Source organism: Qipengyuania vulgaris (genome assembly GCF_009827325.1).
Taxonomy (GTDB): domain Bacteria; phylum Pseudomonadota; class Alphaproteobacteria; order Sphingomonadales; family Sphingomonadaceae; genus Qipengyuania; species Qipengyuania vulgaris.
The window spans coordinates 97,743-114,561 of record NZ_WTYC01000008.1 but is presented as its reverse complement, the minus strand read 5'-3'; the positions used below and the strand labels follow the sequence as shown (position 1 = coordinate 114,561).

Here is a 16,819-nt window from a genome sequence, read left to right as displayed (position 1 = left end):
TGCCGGAGTCTGGTACTCGCCTCGACGGCAGCTATCGCGGCTTAGCCTCCTAAAAGCGGAACGGAAGCTTCCCACCCCACATTCGCCGTAACGTCGCTCTTCTCGCTGGCCAGAAGCGGCCGGTCGGCTTAGCCAACCGACCGCAGGTCTGGTCAGATTTCCGTGCGCTCTGCCAGAAGTAAGGCGTCTTCGACATCGACGCCGAGATACCGCACCGTGTTCTCGATCTTTGTATGGCCGAGCAGGATCTGGATAGCTCGAATATTGCCCGTCGCGCGATAGATCATCGCCGCCTTCGTCCGCCGAAGTGAGTGCGTCCCATATTCTGCCTTGCGCAGCCCGATCGCTGTCACCCATTCATCGACCAGGCGTGCATATTGCCGCGTACTCATATGGCCGGCGTGGTCCACACGGCTCGGGAACAGATAGTCGCTTGTTGAGCCGCCTCGCCTTTCCAGCCACGCTAGCAGTGTGGCTCGAACATCGACAGTCAGCTCGAATTGCACCGGTCGGTTTGTCTTCTGCTGAATGACAGTAGCCCGATTGCGGATATCGGCGCCTGCAACAACGTCACCGATCTTGATCTTCACCAAATCGCATCCGCGCAGCTTACTGTCGATGGCGAGATCGAAGAGGGCCTTGTCCCTCAATCGTCCTTCGCGATCGAGATGAAAGCGAATGGCCCAGATCTGCTTCTGCGTCAGCGGACGCTTCGTTCCCACATTTTTACCAGCATTCCATGCAGGACGATGTCGCGTGATTGTATCAAATCGTGAGTATCCCATTGCCTTTCTCCTCGGCCAGAATTGGCCGAGGACGGAACGACTGGGATGTCGCTGCTGGGGCCGTAAGCGGTAGGTCAGCTTTCAATATAAGAAATGCAGAGTGCGGATGTTAAGCCAAGTTGCGTCGCCAATTACCCACCTATCCCGCGCGGCTAGCTGTGGATGTCATCTAAGCTTGGTTCTAGGGCAAGCGGCTCCCCAGAGACCCGCAGCAAGCAGTGGCCCGGGTGCAGTGCTAGGTCCGGACTGTTGATGCACTCCCTTAAGAGTACTGGGCCTGAGTGGATCCGGGAGCAAGTTTCCGGCTTTGCAGGCTTTTGCCTCTGATGGGCCGTTAATCGTCGGCCAACAGAAGGTACCCCCAAGCTGGCAGGTCGAGATTCTCGCCCGCCCGCAAGGTTACCGATTCATTGGTCTTGAATCGAATGTAAGTGCCATTGGCTAGCTTGCTCTTGAGCCTGATCGTGACCGGTTCTTCACTGAAGTTGAAGAACGCCACAACCTTGTTTTCGTGGTTCCTGCGCACCCATGCAAACACTCTTTCGGGGCGGTCGGTTTCCACCTTTTGCATTCGGCCACCCCAATGGCCGTTGGCGAGCGCGGAGTTGGTCTCGCGGAAAACAATTAAAGCCTTCAGCAGGTCTCCATAGGCGCAGTTTGCACTCTGATTCCAATCGATCGGGTCGCGCTCGAAGAACGCGAGCCGCTTGGCGTTGCAGGCCTCCATGCCATTGTGGATCAGCGGCAAGCCTTCGCCAGCGAACGACAACGCGGTCATCGCTTCCAACGCCGGACCGTAATTCTCATCCATCGTACCTTCCCACGCATTGCTGTCGTGGTTTTCGATGTAGGTCATACGCATCGCGTCGCGTGGCCATAGGCTTTCGTTCTCGGCGTAATAGCCATAGAAGCTGGTGGCATTGCCCTTGCCCTGCGCGACATTCTTAGAGGTGTTGTGCCAGTCCCAAGCATAGGTGGCATCGAAAGCGCCGAAGTGGAAGGCAGTCTGCTGTACCTCGCCAAGCATGAACACGGGACGGATCGCTTCGAGACGAGCCCGCATCGTCTCCCAGAAATCTAGCGGAACATAGCCGGCTACATCGGCGCGATAGCCATCCACCCCGAATTCGCGCACCCAATATTCCATCGCGCCGCCGACATGCTCACGCACGCCGGGCTGCGACCAGTCGAGATCTATGATGTCGGACCAGTCCCACCATGGCGTGGGGCGGAACGCACCCTTCCAATCTTTCTCGTACCATTCAGGATGCTGTTTCGCGAGATCGTTATCCCATGCGGTATGATTGGCGACGAGGTCCAGTATGACCTTGAAGCCCTGTTCGTGCGCAGCATCAAGGAAGGCGCGAAAGTCCTCCTCTGTCCCGAACTCGGGGTTCACAGCGTAATAATCCTGAACCGAATAGGGACTGCCGAGCGTACCCTTGCGATTTTCCAACCCGATCGGATGGATCGGCATGAGCCAGAGGATATCGACTCCCAAATCCTTCAGCCGGGGTAGTTCTTGCTGCGCAGCCCTGAACGTGCCTTCCTCGGTAAACTGGCGAGTGTTAATCTGGTAGAGCACGGCATCGCGTGACCACTCCGGATGCTGGATGCTCACCTTGCTCTGCGGTTTCCATGGCGATGAAGAAGCCGATGCAACCGGGGCCTCACCGGTCTGTGCGCAGCCAGCAAGGAATGCGAGAGCGGCGGTAGTAGTGAGGAGCTTACGCATGTGCATTCTCCTGCGGAATGGCGGCCTTGACCCGCTGCATTGCGAGAGCGGCGACGATCCACGATCCAGCTGCGAAGAGCATCGTCCAGATCGGCTCGCCGGGAAACAGCCAGAGCATGATCTGACCCATGACCGTTGCCACCAGCAATTGCGGCACGACGATGAAGATGTTGAATAGCCCCATGTAGATGCCAAGCTTCGCCTGCGGCAGGTTCGAAGCGAGAATGGCATAGGGCATGGCAAGAATGCTGGCCCAGGCGATGCCGATGCCGATTTCTGCGAGCAACAGCGACTGTGCGTCGCGAACGAAGAAGAACATCAGAAAGCCGAGCGCGCCGAGCGTCAGGCAGATCGAATGGGTCATGACCTGCCCCACCTTGCGGCTTAGAATCGGAAGCAATGCCAGTGCGGAAACCGCGGCCACACCATTGTAGACCGTAAAGAGCACATTCACCCAATTCGCACCTTCATTGTAAGCGGCGCTCGCCGTATCGGTGCTCCCGAAGACGTATTGCGTGACCACCGGCGTGGTGTTGATCCACATGATGAACAGCGCCGACCAGCTGAAGAACTGGACCAGTGCGAGCCGCTTCATCACTTCCGGCATACCTGCGAAGTCACCTACGATGCTGGATAGCATGTTGGTGGATTTTCCCTGCTTGGCCATCGAAATCGCAATTGCGCTGAGCAGGCCGTAAACCCCCAGCAAGGCACCGAGCAGGAGCATTTCCTTCTGCAATTCCAGCGACTGGACCAGCACAATCACCCCGAGGCCCGCGGCAATCCAAAGTGAGCTGGAAAGATAGGTCTTTGCTGCCAGCGCACGTACGGGCTGTCCGGTCTCCTCGAGCGTGTGACCGCCGAAGGACGCCATTTGCTCTGGCGAATATTCGCGGGTCGTCACGATGGTCCACAGCACAGCAGCGAAGAGGGCAATTGCCCCGCCCCAGAAGCTCCACTTCACAGTGTCGGGCAGTCCGCCATCCGCCGCAACATTGCTCACTCCAAGCTGTTGGAGAAACCAAGGGAAAATCGAGCCAACAACAGCGCCAGCTCCGATGAAAGCGGTCTGGACGGCATAACCTGCGCTGTGCTGGTCGGTGCGAAGCATATCGCCGACAAAGGCGCGAAACGGCTCCATGGAAACATTCAGCGACGCATCGAGCATCCAGAGCATCGCCGCAGCGAACAATAGCGGGGCGCCAAACGCAGGGCTGAGCGGCATCAGGAACAGCGACAAGGCAGCGAAGATCGCACCGGTAAGGAAATAAGGACGGCGGCGGCCCAGACGGTTCCAGGTCCGGTCCGACATGTGACCGATTATAGGTTGGACGATCAGGCCGGTCAGCGGCGCGGCTACCCACAGGGCAGGAAGGTCATCGATACTCGAGCCCAGGGTCTGGAATACGCGGCTCATGTTTGCATTCTGTAATGCGAAGCCGATCTGGATCCCGAAGAAGCCGAAGCTGATGTTCCAGAGGCCGGCAAAGCCCTGCCGGGGCTTCTGGCTAGCGGTAGCGTCCATACAGATATCCTCGTCCCGGCCGGATCTGCTGCCCGGTCCCATCCGCCAGTTGCTGGCACGAAGAGTAGCGCGAGGCCACTACGTATACGAATACGCTATCGCTGCACGCTGCTGCCGCGAACGATCAGCCGACCCGGTAACCTGCGCGGCGGCAGGTCCCGACCTTCCACCTGCGCGAGGAGTGTTTCGACCAGCGCTTCGCCCGCTCCCCTGATATCCTGCATGACGGTCGAAAGCGGCGGAGTCGTAAGGCTGGCCGAGGGAATATCGTCGAAGCCGACCACCGCCACATCTTCAGGGACCCTGCGCCCCGCTTCGGACAGCGCACGCATCGCTCCGATCGCGATGAGATCGCTTGCAGCAAAAATTGCATCGAATTCCTGCCCGCTTTCAAGCAGCGCACGCGCGGCGGCCCACCCTTCTTCTTCGGTGGTGAGCGCATCGAACTGGAGGCGGTCATCAGGCTCGATACCCGCGCCGATGAGTGCCGAACACAAGCCCGAATATCGGCCATTGAATTCGGGATAGTGCTCGTCCGCATTGCCCAGAAAGGCAATCCTGCGGCGCCCTTCTGCCAAGAAGTGTTCGCCGGCCAGGCGCCCCGCCTCGACATTGTCAGTCCCGACTGTGACCCCGCTGCTGTCGCTAGAGACCGAACCCCACCGCGCAAAATGCGTACCCTGACGCGCCAGTTGATCCATCCGTTCCCGATATTTTGTGTAGTCGCCATATCCTAGCAGGATGAGACCATCGGCGCGGTGGCTGTCCTGGTACTGCACGTGCCAGTCGTCCTCCATCCGCTGGAAGGAAATCAGCAGGTCGAGCCCCCGGTCTGCCGTGGCACGCGTGATTGATCCCAGCATCGCGAGGAAGAAAGGGTTGATCATGCTTTCGTCCGGCGTCGGATCTTCAAAGAACAGCAGGGCGATGGTGTTGGACCGTTGCGATCGAAGCGAAGAGGCGTTCTTGTCGACGGTATAATTGAGATCGCGCGCAATCTGTTCGATCTTCGATCTCGTCTTTTCACTCACTGCGCGGTCTCCGCGCAAGGCGCGACTGACCGTAGGCTGCGAGACGCCGGCCGCGTAAGCGATATCGAAGCTGGTGGGCCGTCCCGTAGGCTTGCGTCCCATGTCTCTCCCCGGAAGGACCGAATGCGGCCCTTGCCGATGATCTTAGGCAGCGCCCTCAGCCAAAGCAAATTTCCGTTGCGGTTCTGCGCAGATTCGTGCCGGTTTTGGGCTGTGAACGTTCCCTGTTGCCGATCGGCATCAAGCCGGCGCTCCACACGACCTGCGTATACGTATGCCGTCTATGCGTATGACAATCGCGAGACATACTTAGGGAGCAAAGCAGGGGGCACGTATCTCCTGACTCGCATGAGGATTTTCAAATGGCCCCGCCGGACATTCCTTCGGGAGGGGCCTAGGGAGAGGACTGTAGGATGGCATTTCGCAAGCACCTTACCGGCGTCAGCGCGTCGGCCGTTGCCCTGGCACTCGTCGGGGGCTTCCCGGCTTTCGCGGCAGCCCAGACGACCCAACCGGAAACCCCGGATGTCAACGAAGAAGGACAGCCCGTCGCCGATGAAGAGGACGATGGTACAGTCATCATCGTTTCGGGCTTCCGGGAATCGCTGGCAACGGCAGTGGCCGAAAAGCGCAATAGCGACCTCATTCTAGAGTCAGTCACGGCAGAAGACATCGGCAAGCTACCCGACGATTCGATCGGTGAATCGATCGCCCGCCTTCCTGGTGTGACTTCGCAACGTCTCAACGGCCGCGCGAACGTCATCGCGATCCGCGGCCTCGGACCCGACTTCTCGCAGACCCTTCTCAATGGCCGCGAACAGACCTCGACCGGGGACAACCGGGCGGTCGAGTTCGACCAGTATCCATCGGAAATTGTCAACCAGGTTGTGGTATACAAGACCCCTTCCGCCAGCCTCGTTGGCCAAGGTCTTGTCGGCACGATTGACGTTCGCACCATCCGCCCTCTCGAAGCGACCGAGCAGGTCTTCGCGATTGGCGCGAAGGGTTCCTACGCAGATCTGGGCGCCCTGAATGCTGGGTCGAAGGAATTCGGCTACCGCGTAAACGCGACATATATCGACCAGTTTGCCGATGATACCCTTGGGGTTGCCCTTTCGGCGGCCTACACCGACGAACCCTACCAGCTTCAGGAATTCAACGCTTGGGGCTATGCCGGGGAAGGCACTGCCGCCAACCCCTTCGTCATCGGCGGCAGCAAGAGCTTTGTAACCTCCACCCAGCTCAAGCGTTTCGGCGTGAACGGCACGCTGCAATGGGAAGCCTCGCCCAACTTCATGGTCACGGTAGATGGCTTCTACTCGAATTTCGATGACGACCAGACCAAGCGCGGCATCGAACTGCCACTAGCTTTCGGCGCCGGCTTCGATGTCGACCCATTTGATCCTTCGACCGGATCGACGACGACAACCGAGTTCGGCGAGTTCGCGACCAGCGGCACCTTTACCGATGTCCGCGGGGTCGTTCGCAATGACGTCTTCCAGCGTCAGGCCGATCTCTATTCCGGCGGGATCAACCTCGATTACGAGGGCGACGACGGCTGGAGCGCGTTCTTCGACTTCGGTTATTCGCGCACCGATCGCAACGAACTGAGCATCGAAAGCTATTCGGGCACTGGCTACAACGGTGACGGCTTCGATCCGCAAGGTGACGGAACCAGTCCGTCCGACACGATCGACTTCGTGTCGGATACCAATGGCACGACTTTCAATCCGACCCTGGATTACAGCGACCCGAACCTCATAGTCTTGACCGACCCGCTCGGCTGGGGCGGAGACCGCGTGCAGGCAGGGTATTACAACAACCGCATCATCGAAGACGAACTGTTCCAGTATCGCCTCGGTGTCGCCAAGGAGATCGATAGCTTCATCTCGGCGGTCCGGTTCGGCCTGAATTATACCGACCGTTCCAAAGATTTGACACCGGACGAGTTTTTCGTGTCGCTTCCCAATGGCGCGACCGAAGTGGCTATTCCGCAAGGTGCGCTGCTGCGCAACACCAACCTCGACTACCTCGGGCTTGGACCCATCGTGAGCTACGACGTGCGCGACCTGATTGCTGATGGCACACTATTCCTCGAAGCAAACCCTTCGAACGACGTTCCCGCAAAGGCTTACGGCATCACCGAAAAGCTGATGACCGCCTATCTGCAGATGGACATCGAGCAGGAATTCGGCGCCAGCGTTCTCACCGGGAATTTCGGTGTGCAGGCGATAAATACCGAGCAGAATTCGACCGGCGTGGCCTTTACCGATGTCGATGGCGACGGGGTGCAGGACCGTGTCGACCTTTCGCTGGGCGACAATTACTGGGACGTTTTGCCAAGTGCCAACCTATCGCTTCGGCTCGATAGCGGCTGGGTTTTCCGTCTCGCGGCCAGCCGCCAGATACAGCGCCCGCAACTCGACGACCTGCGTGTCGCGATCAGCTATGGCATCAATAACAACGAAGCCGATAGCCCGACCGGCCTGACCCCGTTCATCAGCGGCGGCGGCGGCAATCCACGGCTTCGCCCCTATCGTGCGAATGCCGTCGATTTCAACATAGAGAAATATTTTGCCGGCGGCGCGGGCGTGATTGCTGCGCAAGTCTTCTACAAGGATCTCGTCAGTTATATCGACGGTTCGCGAACCATATTCGATTACGCGGCCTTCCCGCTTCCAGCTGGCCAAGCTCCAGCGACCACGATCGGCTACCTAGACACGGAAGTGAACACGGGCGGCGGCGATTTCTACGGCGCTGAGCTGTCCGCAACCGTTCCGTTCGATGTCTTCAGCCAAACGCTCAACGGCTTCGGCGTAACCGGCGGGGTCGGGTATACCAAGACCAAGATCGAGAATGCCAACGGCGATATCGACGAAATTCCGGGATACTCGGAGTGGGTAGCGAACGGGACTCTCTACTACGACCTCAACGGTTTCAGTGCCCGGGGCAGTGTAAGGTACCGCTCGGAGTTCCTCGCCGACTTCACCGGTTTCGGCGGATCGCCCACCCGCCGTCTTGCTCGCGGTGAGACCATTGTCGATGCGCAGATCGGCTATGAATTTCAGCCGGGAAGCACACTCGAAGGCCTCTCGGTTTACCTACAGGGACAGAACCTGACCAACCAGCCCTTCGTGTCGCAATTCAACGTGCCGGTTCCCGAAGCTGTGATCGACTACCAGGAATATGGTCGCCGGTTCCTCGCGGGCTTCACCTACAAGTTCTGATCTGCATTAGATGCACCCCGGAATACTCTTCCCGGGGTGCATCGACCCGCTGCGAGACTTGCGAGGGCGCTATGGCGAATAATCCGCTGACACGTTTTGTTATCGTCGGTGGCGGCACGGCGGGCTGGATGACGGGTGCGCTGTTCGCCCGCTTTCTGGATAGCCGCTATTCTATCACGCTCGTGGAATCAGATGCCATCGGTACCGTTGGCGTAGGCGAAGCGACCATTCCCATGCTGCGCCTCGTCAACCGGGCGCTGGGCTTCGAAGAGGAGGAGTTCGTCAAGGCCACGCAGGGTTCCTTCAAGCTGGGCATCGAATTCGATGGATGGCGCGAAGAAGGCCATCGGTACATGCACGCATTTGGCGGCATGGGGCGCGGCCTCGCATTCCTGCCGTTCTACCAGTTCTGGCTCCGCTATGCGGCGGAAGGCGGCGAGAAATCGATCTGGGACTTCAGCCCCGGCGCCAAGGCGGCTTATGCGCACAAGTTCGCGCCGCTGAACGCTGCGCCGAATGGTCCGTCGAACAATCTCGCTTGGGCATATCATTTCGATGCGGGGCTCTACGCGCAATTGCTGCGCAAATATGCCGAGGCGCGCGGAGTGAACCGGGTGGAAGGCAAGATCGAGCACGTTCGCCTCGATCCGGAGAGCGGGCATATTTCAGGTGTCGATCTCGACAATGGTATCGCCATTGATGGCGACATATTCATCGACTGCTCCGGGTTCCGAAGCCTGTTGCTCGGCGAGGCCTTGAATGTGCCGTTCGACGATTGGAGCAATTGGCTACCGTGCGACCGAGCCATCGCCGTGCATTGCAAAGCAACTTCGCCTACGCTTCCTTATACCCGGGCAAGCGCTCGCAAGGCCGGCTGGCAATGGCGCATTCCCCTGCAGCACCGCACCGGCAACGGGCATGTATATTCAAGCGCCCACCTATCCGACGACGAAGCGCAGGCAATGCTGCTCGCCAATATGGACGGCAAGCCGACCGGCGAGCCGCGGCAATTACGGTTCACCACCGGCATGCGGCGTCAGGTTTGGCACAAGAACTGCGTCGCGATCGGGCTGGCCGCGGGTTTCATGGAGCCGCTGGAATCGACCAGCATCCACCTGGTCCAGGCGGCTGTAGACAGGTTCCTCAAACTGCTTCCCGGTGACCGGATCGCCGAAGCCGATGTGGCCGAATTCAATCGTCAGACGCGGTTCGAATGGGAATCAATCCGCGATTTCCTGATACTCCATTACCATCGAAACGGACGACAGGAGCCCTTCTGGCAGGCTTGCGCTGCGATGGAGATTCCCGCTGGGCTGGACCACCGGATTGCTCTGTTCGAGGAGAGCGGACGCATCTTCCGCGAACACGAGGAATTGTTCACCGAGACCGGGTGGATGCAAGTCCTGTTGGGCCAAGGCGTGACACCGCGTGCCTATCATCCTGTCGCCGGTGGCCTTGCGCCGGACAAACTGGATGAGCTCATCCAACTCGCAGAGCGCGCCGCCGACCAGGTGGTGGGCAGCATGCCGACACACGACAAATATCTCGCGCGCCATTGCGCCGCGCCCGAACAGATGGAGACCGCCTGATGATCCGTACTTTCCGTACTGCGCTCCCACTCCTCGCAATCGGCCTTGCCGCGTGCGCCACTGCTCAGGAAATCCCTCTGGCGCCGGAAGCTTCGGCAGGCTCTTTTCGCGATCGTCTGCCGAGCGAGGAAATCGTCTATTTCGTGCTACCCGACCGTTTCGAGAACGGTGATACGACCAACGACACGGGCGATTTCACGGGCGGGCGCCTGACCACGGGATACGACCCGACCCACAAAGGCTTCTTCCACGGAGGCGACCTTGCCGGCCTGACACAGCGGCTCGATTATCTCGAAGGGCTCGGCGTAACCGCGATCTGGTTTGCCCCGATCTTCCAGAACAAGCCCGTTCAGGGCCCCGCGGGGAACGAAAGCGCGGGTTATCACGGATATTGGGTCACCGATTTCACCCGTCCCGACGGGCATTTCGGTACACGCGATGAATTCTCGGCCTTCGTCGATGCCGCCCACGCTCGCGGGATGAAGGTCTATATGGACATCATCACCAATCACACCGCCGACGTCATCAGGTTTGCCGAGGGCGAGGCGACTGAATATGTCTATCGCAGCAAGGGCGATTTTCCCTATTCACGGCGCGGAGGCGTTGGCGGTCAGCCGACCAACGAAGGCTTCATGGGGGACGAGGACCGTAGCGAAGCCAATTTCGCCCGTCTGACCGATCCGGCCTATGCCTATACGCCTGTCGTTCCCGAGGCCGAACGCGAGGTCAAGGTCCCAGGCTGGCTCAACGATCCAATCTACTATCACAATCGTGGCGACACGACCTTCACCGGCGAGAGCAGCCGTCACGGCGACTTTGCCGGCCTTGACGATCTCTTTACCGAGCATCCTCGCGTAGTTGCAGGCATGATCGACATCTATGCCGACTGGATTCGCGACACCGGCATCGATGGCTTCCGGGTGGATACGGCGCGGCACGTAAATCCAGAATTCTGGCAGGCCTTCGTGCCTGCCATGCTGGAGACCGCGCGTGAAAGCGGCATCCCGAATTTCCACATCTTCGGCGAAGTCTACCGCGACGATCATAACAACGGGTACATCGCTCAGTACACCCGCCGCGACGGCTTTCCCGCCGTGCTGGATTTCGCCTTTCAGCAAGCGATGCGCGAGGTGGTGAGCCAGGGCAAGGGCACCTACATTCTTAACGAACTTTTCGATGGCGATGTACTTTACGAAGGCGGAGAAGAAGCTGCGCTCGCCATGCCCACCTTCTTGGGCAATCACGACATGGGTCGTTTCACCACCATGCTGCGCTTGGACAATGAAGATATCCAAGCGGACGAGATGCTCGCCCGCACGAAGCTCGCCCATGCCATGCTGCTGACGCTGCGGGGATCGCCTGTAATCTATTATGGTGATGAACAGGGTTTCGTCGGCGACGGCAATGATCAGGCAGCGCGCGAGGATATGTTTCCTTCGTTAACCGCCAGCTACAACGACAACGACCTAATCGGAACCGATGCGACGACAGCGCAAAGCAATTTCGACGAGGGCCATCCGCTGTTCCAACTTATCGCCGCAATTTCGGCCGTCCGTCGCGCGCACCCCGCGCTGTCGCAAGGCAAGCAGGTGGTGCGCCACTATGGGCAGGAGCCCGGCGTTTTCGCTGTTAGCCGCTTCGATCCGGAAACCGGCGACGAATATCTTGCAGCGTTCAACACCGCTGGTGCCGAGCGCAGCGCCAATATCGCGCTCGGTTATGATGCACGCAGCTTCGACACACTGGCGGGTACATGTCCGGCTGCTATCAGTGCCCCGGGTAGCGCACCGGTCTCCCTTCCTGCGTTCGGCTGGGCTATCTGCCGAGTTTCGGAGGTCGCAGAATGAATCCTGCCGAAGCACTTGGCGCGGAGAACGCAGCAGTGGTCGATCGTCCTTGGTGGAAAGGGGCGGCGATCTACCAGATCTATCCGCGAAGTTTCCAGGATTCGAACGGCGACGGCATCGGAGACTTGCAGGGCATCACTCAGCGCCTTCCGCATGTCGCGTCGCTTGGCGTCGATGCGATCTGGATTTCGCCGTTCTTCAAGTCGCCGATGAAAGACTTCGGCTACGATGTGTCCGACTATTGCGATGTCGATCCGATCTTCGGCACGCTCGCCGATTTCGACGCACTGGTTGCCCGTGCGCACGAACTTGACCTCAAGGTCCTGATCGACCAAGTCTATTCGCACACATCCGACGAGCATCCTTGGTTTGCAGAAAGCCGCTTGGGCCGCGCCAACCCGAAGAACGATTGGTATGTCTGGGCTGACGCCAAGCTTGACGGGTCGCCGCCGTCCAATTGGCAATCGGTCTTCGGCGGGCCGGCGTGGACCTGGGATGCACGACGCGCGCAATATTACCTGCACAATTTTCTAAGTTCGCAGCCGCAGCTCAACCTGCACAATCGCGATGTGCAGGATGCGGTACTCGGCGTGATGCGTTTCTGGCTTGACCGCGGTGTCGACGGCTTTCGGATCGATGCGCTCAATTTCGCGATGCACGATCCCGAATTGCGTGACAATCCGCCCGCACCAGCCACCGACAAACCGCGCACGCGGCCGTTCGACTTCCAGCTCAAGAAGCACAATATGTCGCACCCCGCCATTCCGGCCTTCATTGAGCGGATCCGCACGCTGACTGACGAGTACGAAGACATTTTCACCGTCGCCGAAGTCGGGGGCGACGAGGCCGACGCGGAGATGAAAGCCTTCACCGAGGGAGAACGGCATCTCAATTCGGCCTATGGCTTCAACTTCCTCTATGCCGAAAACCTGACGCCGGGCGCGATTTGCGCGGCGCTTTCGGAATGGCCGGATGAACAGGGTGTAGGCTGGCCGAGTTGGGCTTTTGAAAACCACGATGCACCGCGCGCGATCAGCCGCTGGTGGAGCGCCGCCGACCGCAGGGAAGCTGCGCGGATGAAAATGACGCTGCTCGCGTGCCTCCGCGGCAATATCATCCTCTATTACGGCGAGGAACTAGGCCTCACGCAGCTCGATATTCCCTTCGAGCAACTACAAGATCCCGAAGCCATCGCCAACTGGCCCCTCACGCTGAGCCGAGACGGAGCCCGCACGCCCATGCCATGGGAGGCTTCGCCTGCGCACTCCGGATTTACCGAAGGTGAATCTTGGCTGCCGGTCGGCGAGGAAAATGCGCAGCTTTCCGTCGCGTCCCAAGAGGCCGACGAAGGATCGCTCCTCCACCATACGCGTGCCATGCTCGCCCTTCGGCGCGATAATCCGGCGTTGCACCACGGGGCGATCGATCGCTGTGGGACAGTGGGTGATCTGTTAGTCATCGAACGAAGCGCGGACGGCCAATCTGTCCGTTGCTTGTTCAACCTGGGTTCGTTCGCCGTGGCGCCGCCGAGCGAGCTCTCGATCGGTACGGTGCTGGCCTCTGCGAATGGGGCGAGCGGTGCCGGCTTTCCTCCGTTCAGCGCCTTGGTGATCGAACTATGAGATTTTCTCTTGTCCTCGTAGCCCTCGCGATGTGCGGCGGTTCTGCAGCGTTCGCCGAAGAAGTTGTCACTTCGCCTGATGGCGCTATCAGCGTCACGGTTGACGTTAATGGCGAGGGGCGACCCTTCTATCGGATCGCCAAGGGCAGCGAGGTGGTGGTCACCGATAGCCGCCTTGGCTTCCTGCTGACCGACCAAGACAAACTCGAGCGCCGCCTTGCAATCACCGGCGCGGCCCGCGCAAGCCGCGATGAGACTTGGGAGCAGCCGTGGGGCGAGCAGCGTTTCGTGCGGGATCATCACAACGAGCTTACCGTCCGGTTTGAAGAAGGGAGCGAAGAAAGGCGTCGTTTCGGCGTAACCTTCCGCGTTTTCGACGACGCGGTCGCCTTCCGCTACGTCTTCGACGACGGGAGCATGGGTAAAACCCTGCGCGTCGCCGAAGAGTTGACCGAGTTCAACCTAGCGCAGAACGGCACCGCGTGGTGGATCCCGGGCGGCGAATGGAACCGCTACGAATATCTCTACGAAGAAACCCAGATCGATGCGGTATCGCTGGCGCATACCCCACTGACCTTCCGCTTGGACAGCGGCACACATGTCGCGATCCATGAAGCTGCGTTGCTCGATTTTGCGGGCATGTGGGTCAAGCGCACCACCGGGACCAATTTTCGCGCCACGCTCGCGCCGACTGGCTCCGGCGCGGCGCGTGCGGTACGCGATCTGCCCTTCATGACGCCTTGGCGAACGATCCGCGTGGCAGAAGATGCGTCGGGCCTCGCCGAAAGCCTGGTCGAACTCAATCTCAATGAGCCGAACAAGCTCGGCGATGTAAGCTGGTTCAAACCGCACAAATATGTCGGAGTGTGGTGGTCCCTTCACCTCAACGAAGAGAGTTGGGGCTCAGGGCCGAAGCATGGCGCGACGACCGAGAATGTGAAGCGCTATATCGATTTTGCCGCTGAACACGGGTTCGGCGGGGTGCTGGTCGAAGGCTGGAACATTGGCTGGGACGGCGACTGGTTCTTCAATGGCGCCGAATTCAGCTTCACCGAAAGCTATTCCGACTACGATTTCGCGGAACTGGCCAGCTACGCCGCCGAAAAGGGCGTTCCGATCGTCGGTCATCACGAGACGAGCGGCGATGTCGGCAATTACGAAAGCCAGCTAGAAGCCGGGCTGGACCTTATGGCAGCACGCGGCGTCGAAACGATCAAGTCCGGCTACGTCGCCGATGCCTGCAATCTGCGCTATATCCATCCCGACGGGCGCGAGACTCGTGAGTGTACGGAAAGCCAGGTGATGCAACGCCATCACTTGCGAGTGATAACCGAAGCGGCGAAGCGCGAAATCGCGATGAACCCGCACGAGCCGGTCAAGGACACCGGCCTCAGGCGGACCTATCCCAATTGGGTTAGCCGCGAAGGTGCGCGCGGCATGGAATTTAACGCCTGGGGAGTGCCACCCAACGGTCCGGACCATGTTCCGACGCTGGTTTTTACGCGTATGCTGTCGGGCCCGATGGATTACACGCCGGGCATCCTCAGCCTCGAAGGGCGCGGGCAACCGCTGCAGATGACCATGGCGCGCGCGCTAGCCGAATATGTTCTAGTCTATTCGCCGATCCAGATGGTCGCCGATCTCCCTGAGCACTATGAAGGGCGTCCCGCACCGTTCCAATTCATCAAGGATGTGCCGACAGACTGGGCGCAAAGCCGTGTTCTCGAGGCCGAAATCAGCGAATATGTTGTCACCGCACGCAAAGATCGGAACAGCGAGGAATGGTACCTCGGCGGCGGCACCGATGCCGTTGCGCGCGAGGTTTCGCTATCGTTGGATTTCCTTGACGTGGTCACGACCTATCGCGCTGAAATCTACCGCGACGCCGACACCTCACACTTCGAAGGACCAACGCGTTTCGATATTGTGATCGAAACGCGTGAGTTGACTGCCGAAGACACGCTCGACCTGCGCATGGAGCCGGGTGGCGGCTTCGCAGTCAGGCTGATACCGACAGCGAGGTGAACGAGCGCAAGCATCCGTGCGTCGTTGTGCTGGGCGGCGTGGCCGATCCTCCCGTAGCGGACGTTCCGCTTTGGGGATGCTAAATTCCGACCTCGAATGTCGGAATTGGGGGCGCCTAGCTGACCGACTGCTTTCGCCAGGAGCGGTCTGACTGTTTTGGGGCCGTTTGCTGAACGTCCGGTTTCGGGTGCCTGACCCCATTTAGCTGCCACTCAATCATCCCAACCGCAAATTCAGAATGGCCCCGAGACAGCGTGTCTTGATCGATTGCGATAGTTGCGATTCATCCACTCAGGCAGACGGCGGGGCAGTAGACCCGCGCACGACCAGTTCGTGAGGATGATCGCCGCGGCCAAAATATGACAATGCGTTTTCGTCGAGACTTTCAGGATCTGTCTCGAGCGAAGTGATAAGCCGATCGGTCGCGTCCCATGACATTTGCAAAACCGGTTGTCGAATGGTGGTAAGCTGGGGCCACGCGGTGCGCGCGACCTCGGAATCGTCGAAGCCGGCAACTGAAACGTCTTCAGGAACGGATAAACCGCAGTCACGTACCGCTGCTATTGCGGCCACGGCCATGTCGTCGTTCTGCGCTAGAATGGCTGTCGGCTGCGGAGTGCGGCGGAGAAGCTCTCTTGCGACGGCATGACCTACATCGAAGGTGAAGTCGCCAGTCACTATCAAATTGCCGTCGATTGTCGCTCCCGCTTCGGCGAAGGCACGACGATAGCCTTCCATGCGGGCGGCGCTCGCCGCGTGCAACGGGTCGCCCATTATTATGCCGATACGTCGATGGCCAAGCGCAAGGAGGTGGGAAGCGACGGCCTGACCGGCCGCGACCTCATCCATTGCCATCACAATCCCTCGATCCATGTTTAGGTGGGGGGTGATCCGGGCGTAGGGCAATTTCTGCCTATCGAGCATGTCCAGAAGATCATCCTGATCGCAGGCAGGAGGAGCAAGGACGATGCCATCGAGGCCAGCTCGCATAAGCAGGCGACCAAACTCGACCGGTCGTTTCGCGATGTCCCGGAATGGTAGAACGACCAAACGGTACCGAGAATCTTCCAGCCGCAAGAGCGCACCGTTTTGCAACTCCACGACATAGCTGGGACTGGGCCGCTCGTAAGTCAGTCCGATAAGAAAACTGCGCCGGGCAATGAGGCTCTGAGCGGCGATATTCGGATGGTAATCGAGCTCCGCAGCCGCAGCTTTCACTCGCTCGCGTGCGTCAGCACTGACGTGCGGCGCATCGTTGAGTGCGCGTGAAACTGTCTTGATTGAAACTCCGGCGAGGTTTGCGACATCGACGATTGTGGAGCGTTTGGAAATAACAGAACCTCCGAAAGAATACCTACACCACGTCACCTGCCGGGACCCATAAAGCTCCTGATTAGCGCGTCACTTGACTTGTGTCGATGCAGCGCAGTAAAC

At 59.5% G+C, this 16,819-nt stretch carries 10 protein-coding genes; 5 read left to right on the top strand and 5 right to left on the bottom strand.

The annotated features are described in order from the left end of the window. Positions 1-152: 152 nt before the first annotated feature. The 4 genes from GRI69_RS13435 to GRI69_RS13420 form a co-directional block, all read right to left on the bottom strand. Positions 153-785, bottom strand: coding sequence for a tyrosine-type recombinase/integrase (locus GRI69_RS13435; protein WP_160728784.1), 633 nt, complete (start codon positions 783-785; stop codon positions 153-155). Positions 786-1,119: 334 nt separating this feature from the next. Beyond that, positions 1,120-2,520: an alpha-amylase family glycosyl hydrolase gene (locus GRI69_RS13430; protein ID WP_160728783.1), complete on the bottom strand. Its 1,401-nt coding sequence runs from the start codon at positions 2,518-2,520 to the stop codon at positions 1,120-1,122. Continuing rightward, positions 2,513-4,045 carry an MFS transporter gene (locus GRI69_RS13425; RefSeq protein WP_160728782.1) on the bottom strand — a complete coding sequence of 511 codons (1,533 nt, stop codon included), beginning with the start codon at positions 4,043-4,045 and terminating at the stop codon, positions 2,513-2,515. The genes GRI69_RS13430 and GRI69_RS13425 overlap by 8 nt, the downstream gene beginning before the upstream one ends. Before the next feature lie 95 nt (positions 4,046-4,140). Beyond that, positions 4,141-5,178 carry a LacI family DNA-binding transcriptional regulator gene (locus tag GRI69_RS13420; RefSeq protein WP_160728781.1) on the bottom strand — a complete coding sequence of 346 codons (1,038 nt, stop codon included), beginning with the start codon at positions 5,176-5,178 and terminating at the stop codon, positions 4,141-4,143. Between the two features lie 311 nt (positions 5,179-5,489). Between GRI69_RS13420 and GRI69_RS13415 the strand changes: the two genes are divergently transcribed. The 5 genes from GRI69_RS13415 to GRI69_RS13395 all read left to right on the top strand — a co-directional run bounded on the left by GRI69_RS13415 (position 5,490) and on the right by GRI69_RS13395 (position 15,385). Continuing rightward, positions 5,490-8,303: a TonB-dependent receptor gene (locus GRI69_RS13415; protein ID WP_160728780.1), complete on the top strand. Its 2,814-nt coding sequence runs from the start codon at positions 5,490-5,492 to the stop codon at positions 8,301-8,303. A 71-nt stretch (positions 8,304-8,374) separates the two neighbouring features. Next, positions 8,375-9,892: a tryptophan halogenase family protein gene (locus GRI69_RS13410; RefSeq protein ID WP_160728779.1), complete on the top strand. Its 1,518-nt coding sequence runs from the start codon at positions 8,375-8,377 to the stop codon at positions 9,890-9,892. Further along, a complete protein-coding gene (locus tag GRI69_RS13405) occupies positions 9,892-11,739 on the top strand; it encodes an alpha-amylase family glycosyl hydrolase (RefSeq protein ID WP_160728778.1) in 1,848 nt (615 codons plus the stop codon). The genes GRI69_RS13410 and GRI69_RS13405 overlap by 1 nt, the downstream gene beginning before the upstream one ends. Continuing rightward, entirely contained in the window at positions 11,736-13,361 is a 1,626-nt protein-coding gene (locus GRI69_RS13400; protein WP_160728777.1) for an alpha-amylase family glycosyl hydrolase, read from the top strand. The genes GRI69_RS13405 and GRI69_RS13400 overlap by 4 nt, the downstream gene beginning before the upstream one ends. After that, entirely contained in the window at positions 13,358-15,385 is a 2,028-nt protein-coding gene (locus GRI69_RS13395) for a glycoside hydrolase family 97 protein (RefSeq protein ID WP_160728776.1), read from the top strand. The genes GRI69_RS13400 and GRI69_RS13395 overlap by 4 nt, the downstream gene beginning before the upstream one ends. A gap of 291 nt (positions 15,386-15,676) precedes the next feature. On the opposite strand, the gene GRI69_RS13390 is transcribed toward GRI69_RS13395, so the two are convergent. Beyond that, positions 15,677-16,753 carry a substrate-binding domain-containing protein gene (locus GRI69_RS13390; RefSeq protein ID WP_160728775.1) on the bottom strand — a complete coding sequence of 359 codons (1,077 nt, stop codon included), beginning with the start codon at positions 16,751-16,753 and terminating at the stop codon, positions 15,677-15,679. Positions 16,754-16,819 lie beyond the last annotated feature (66 nt).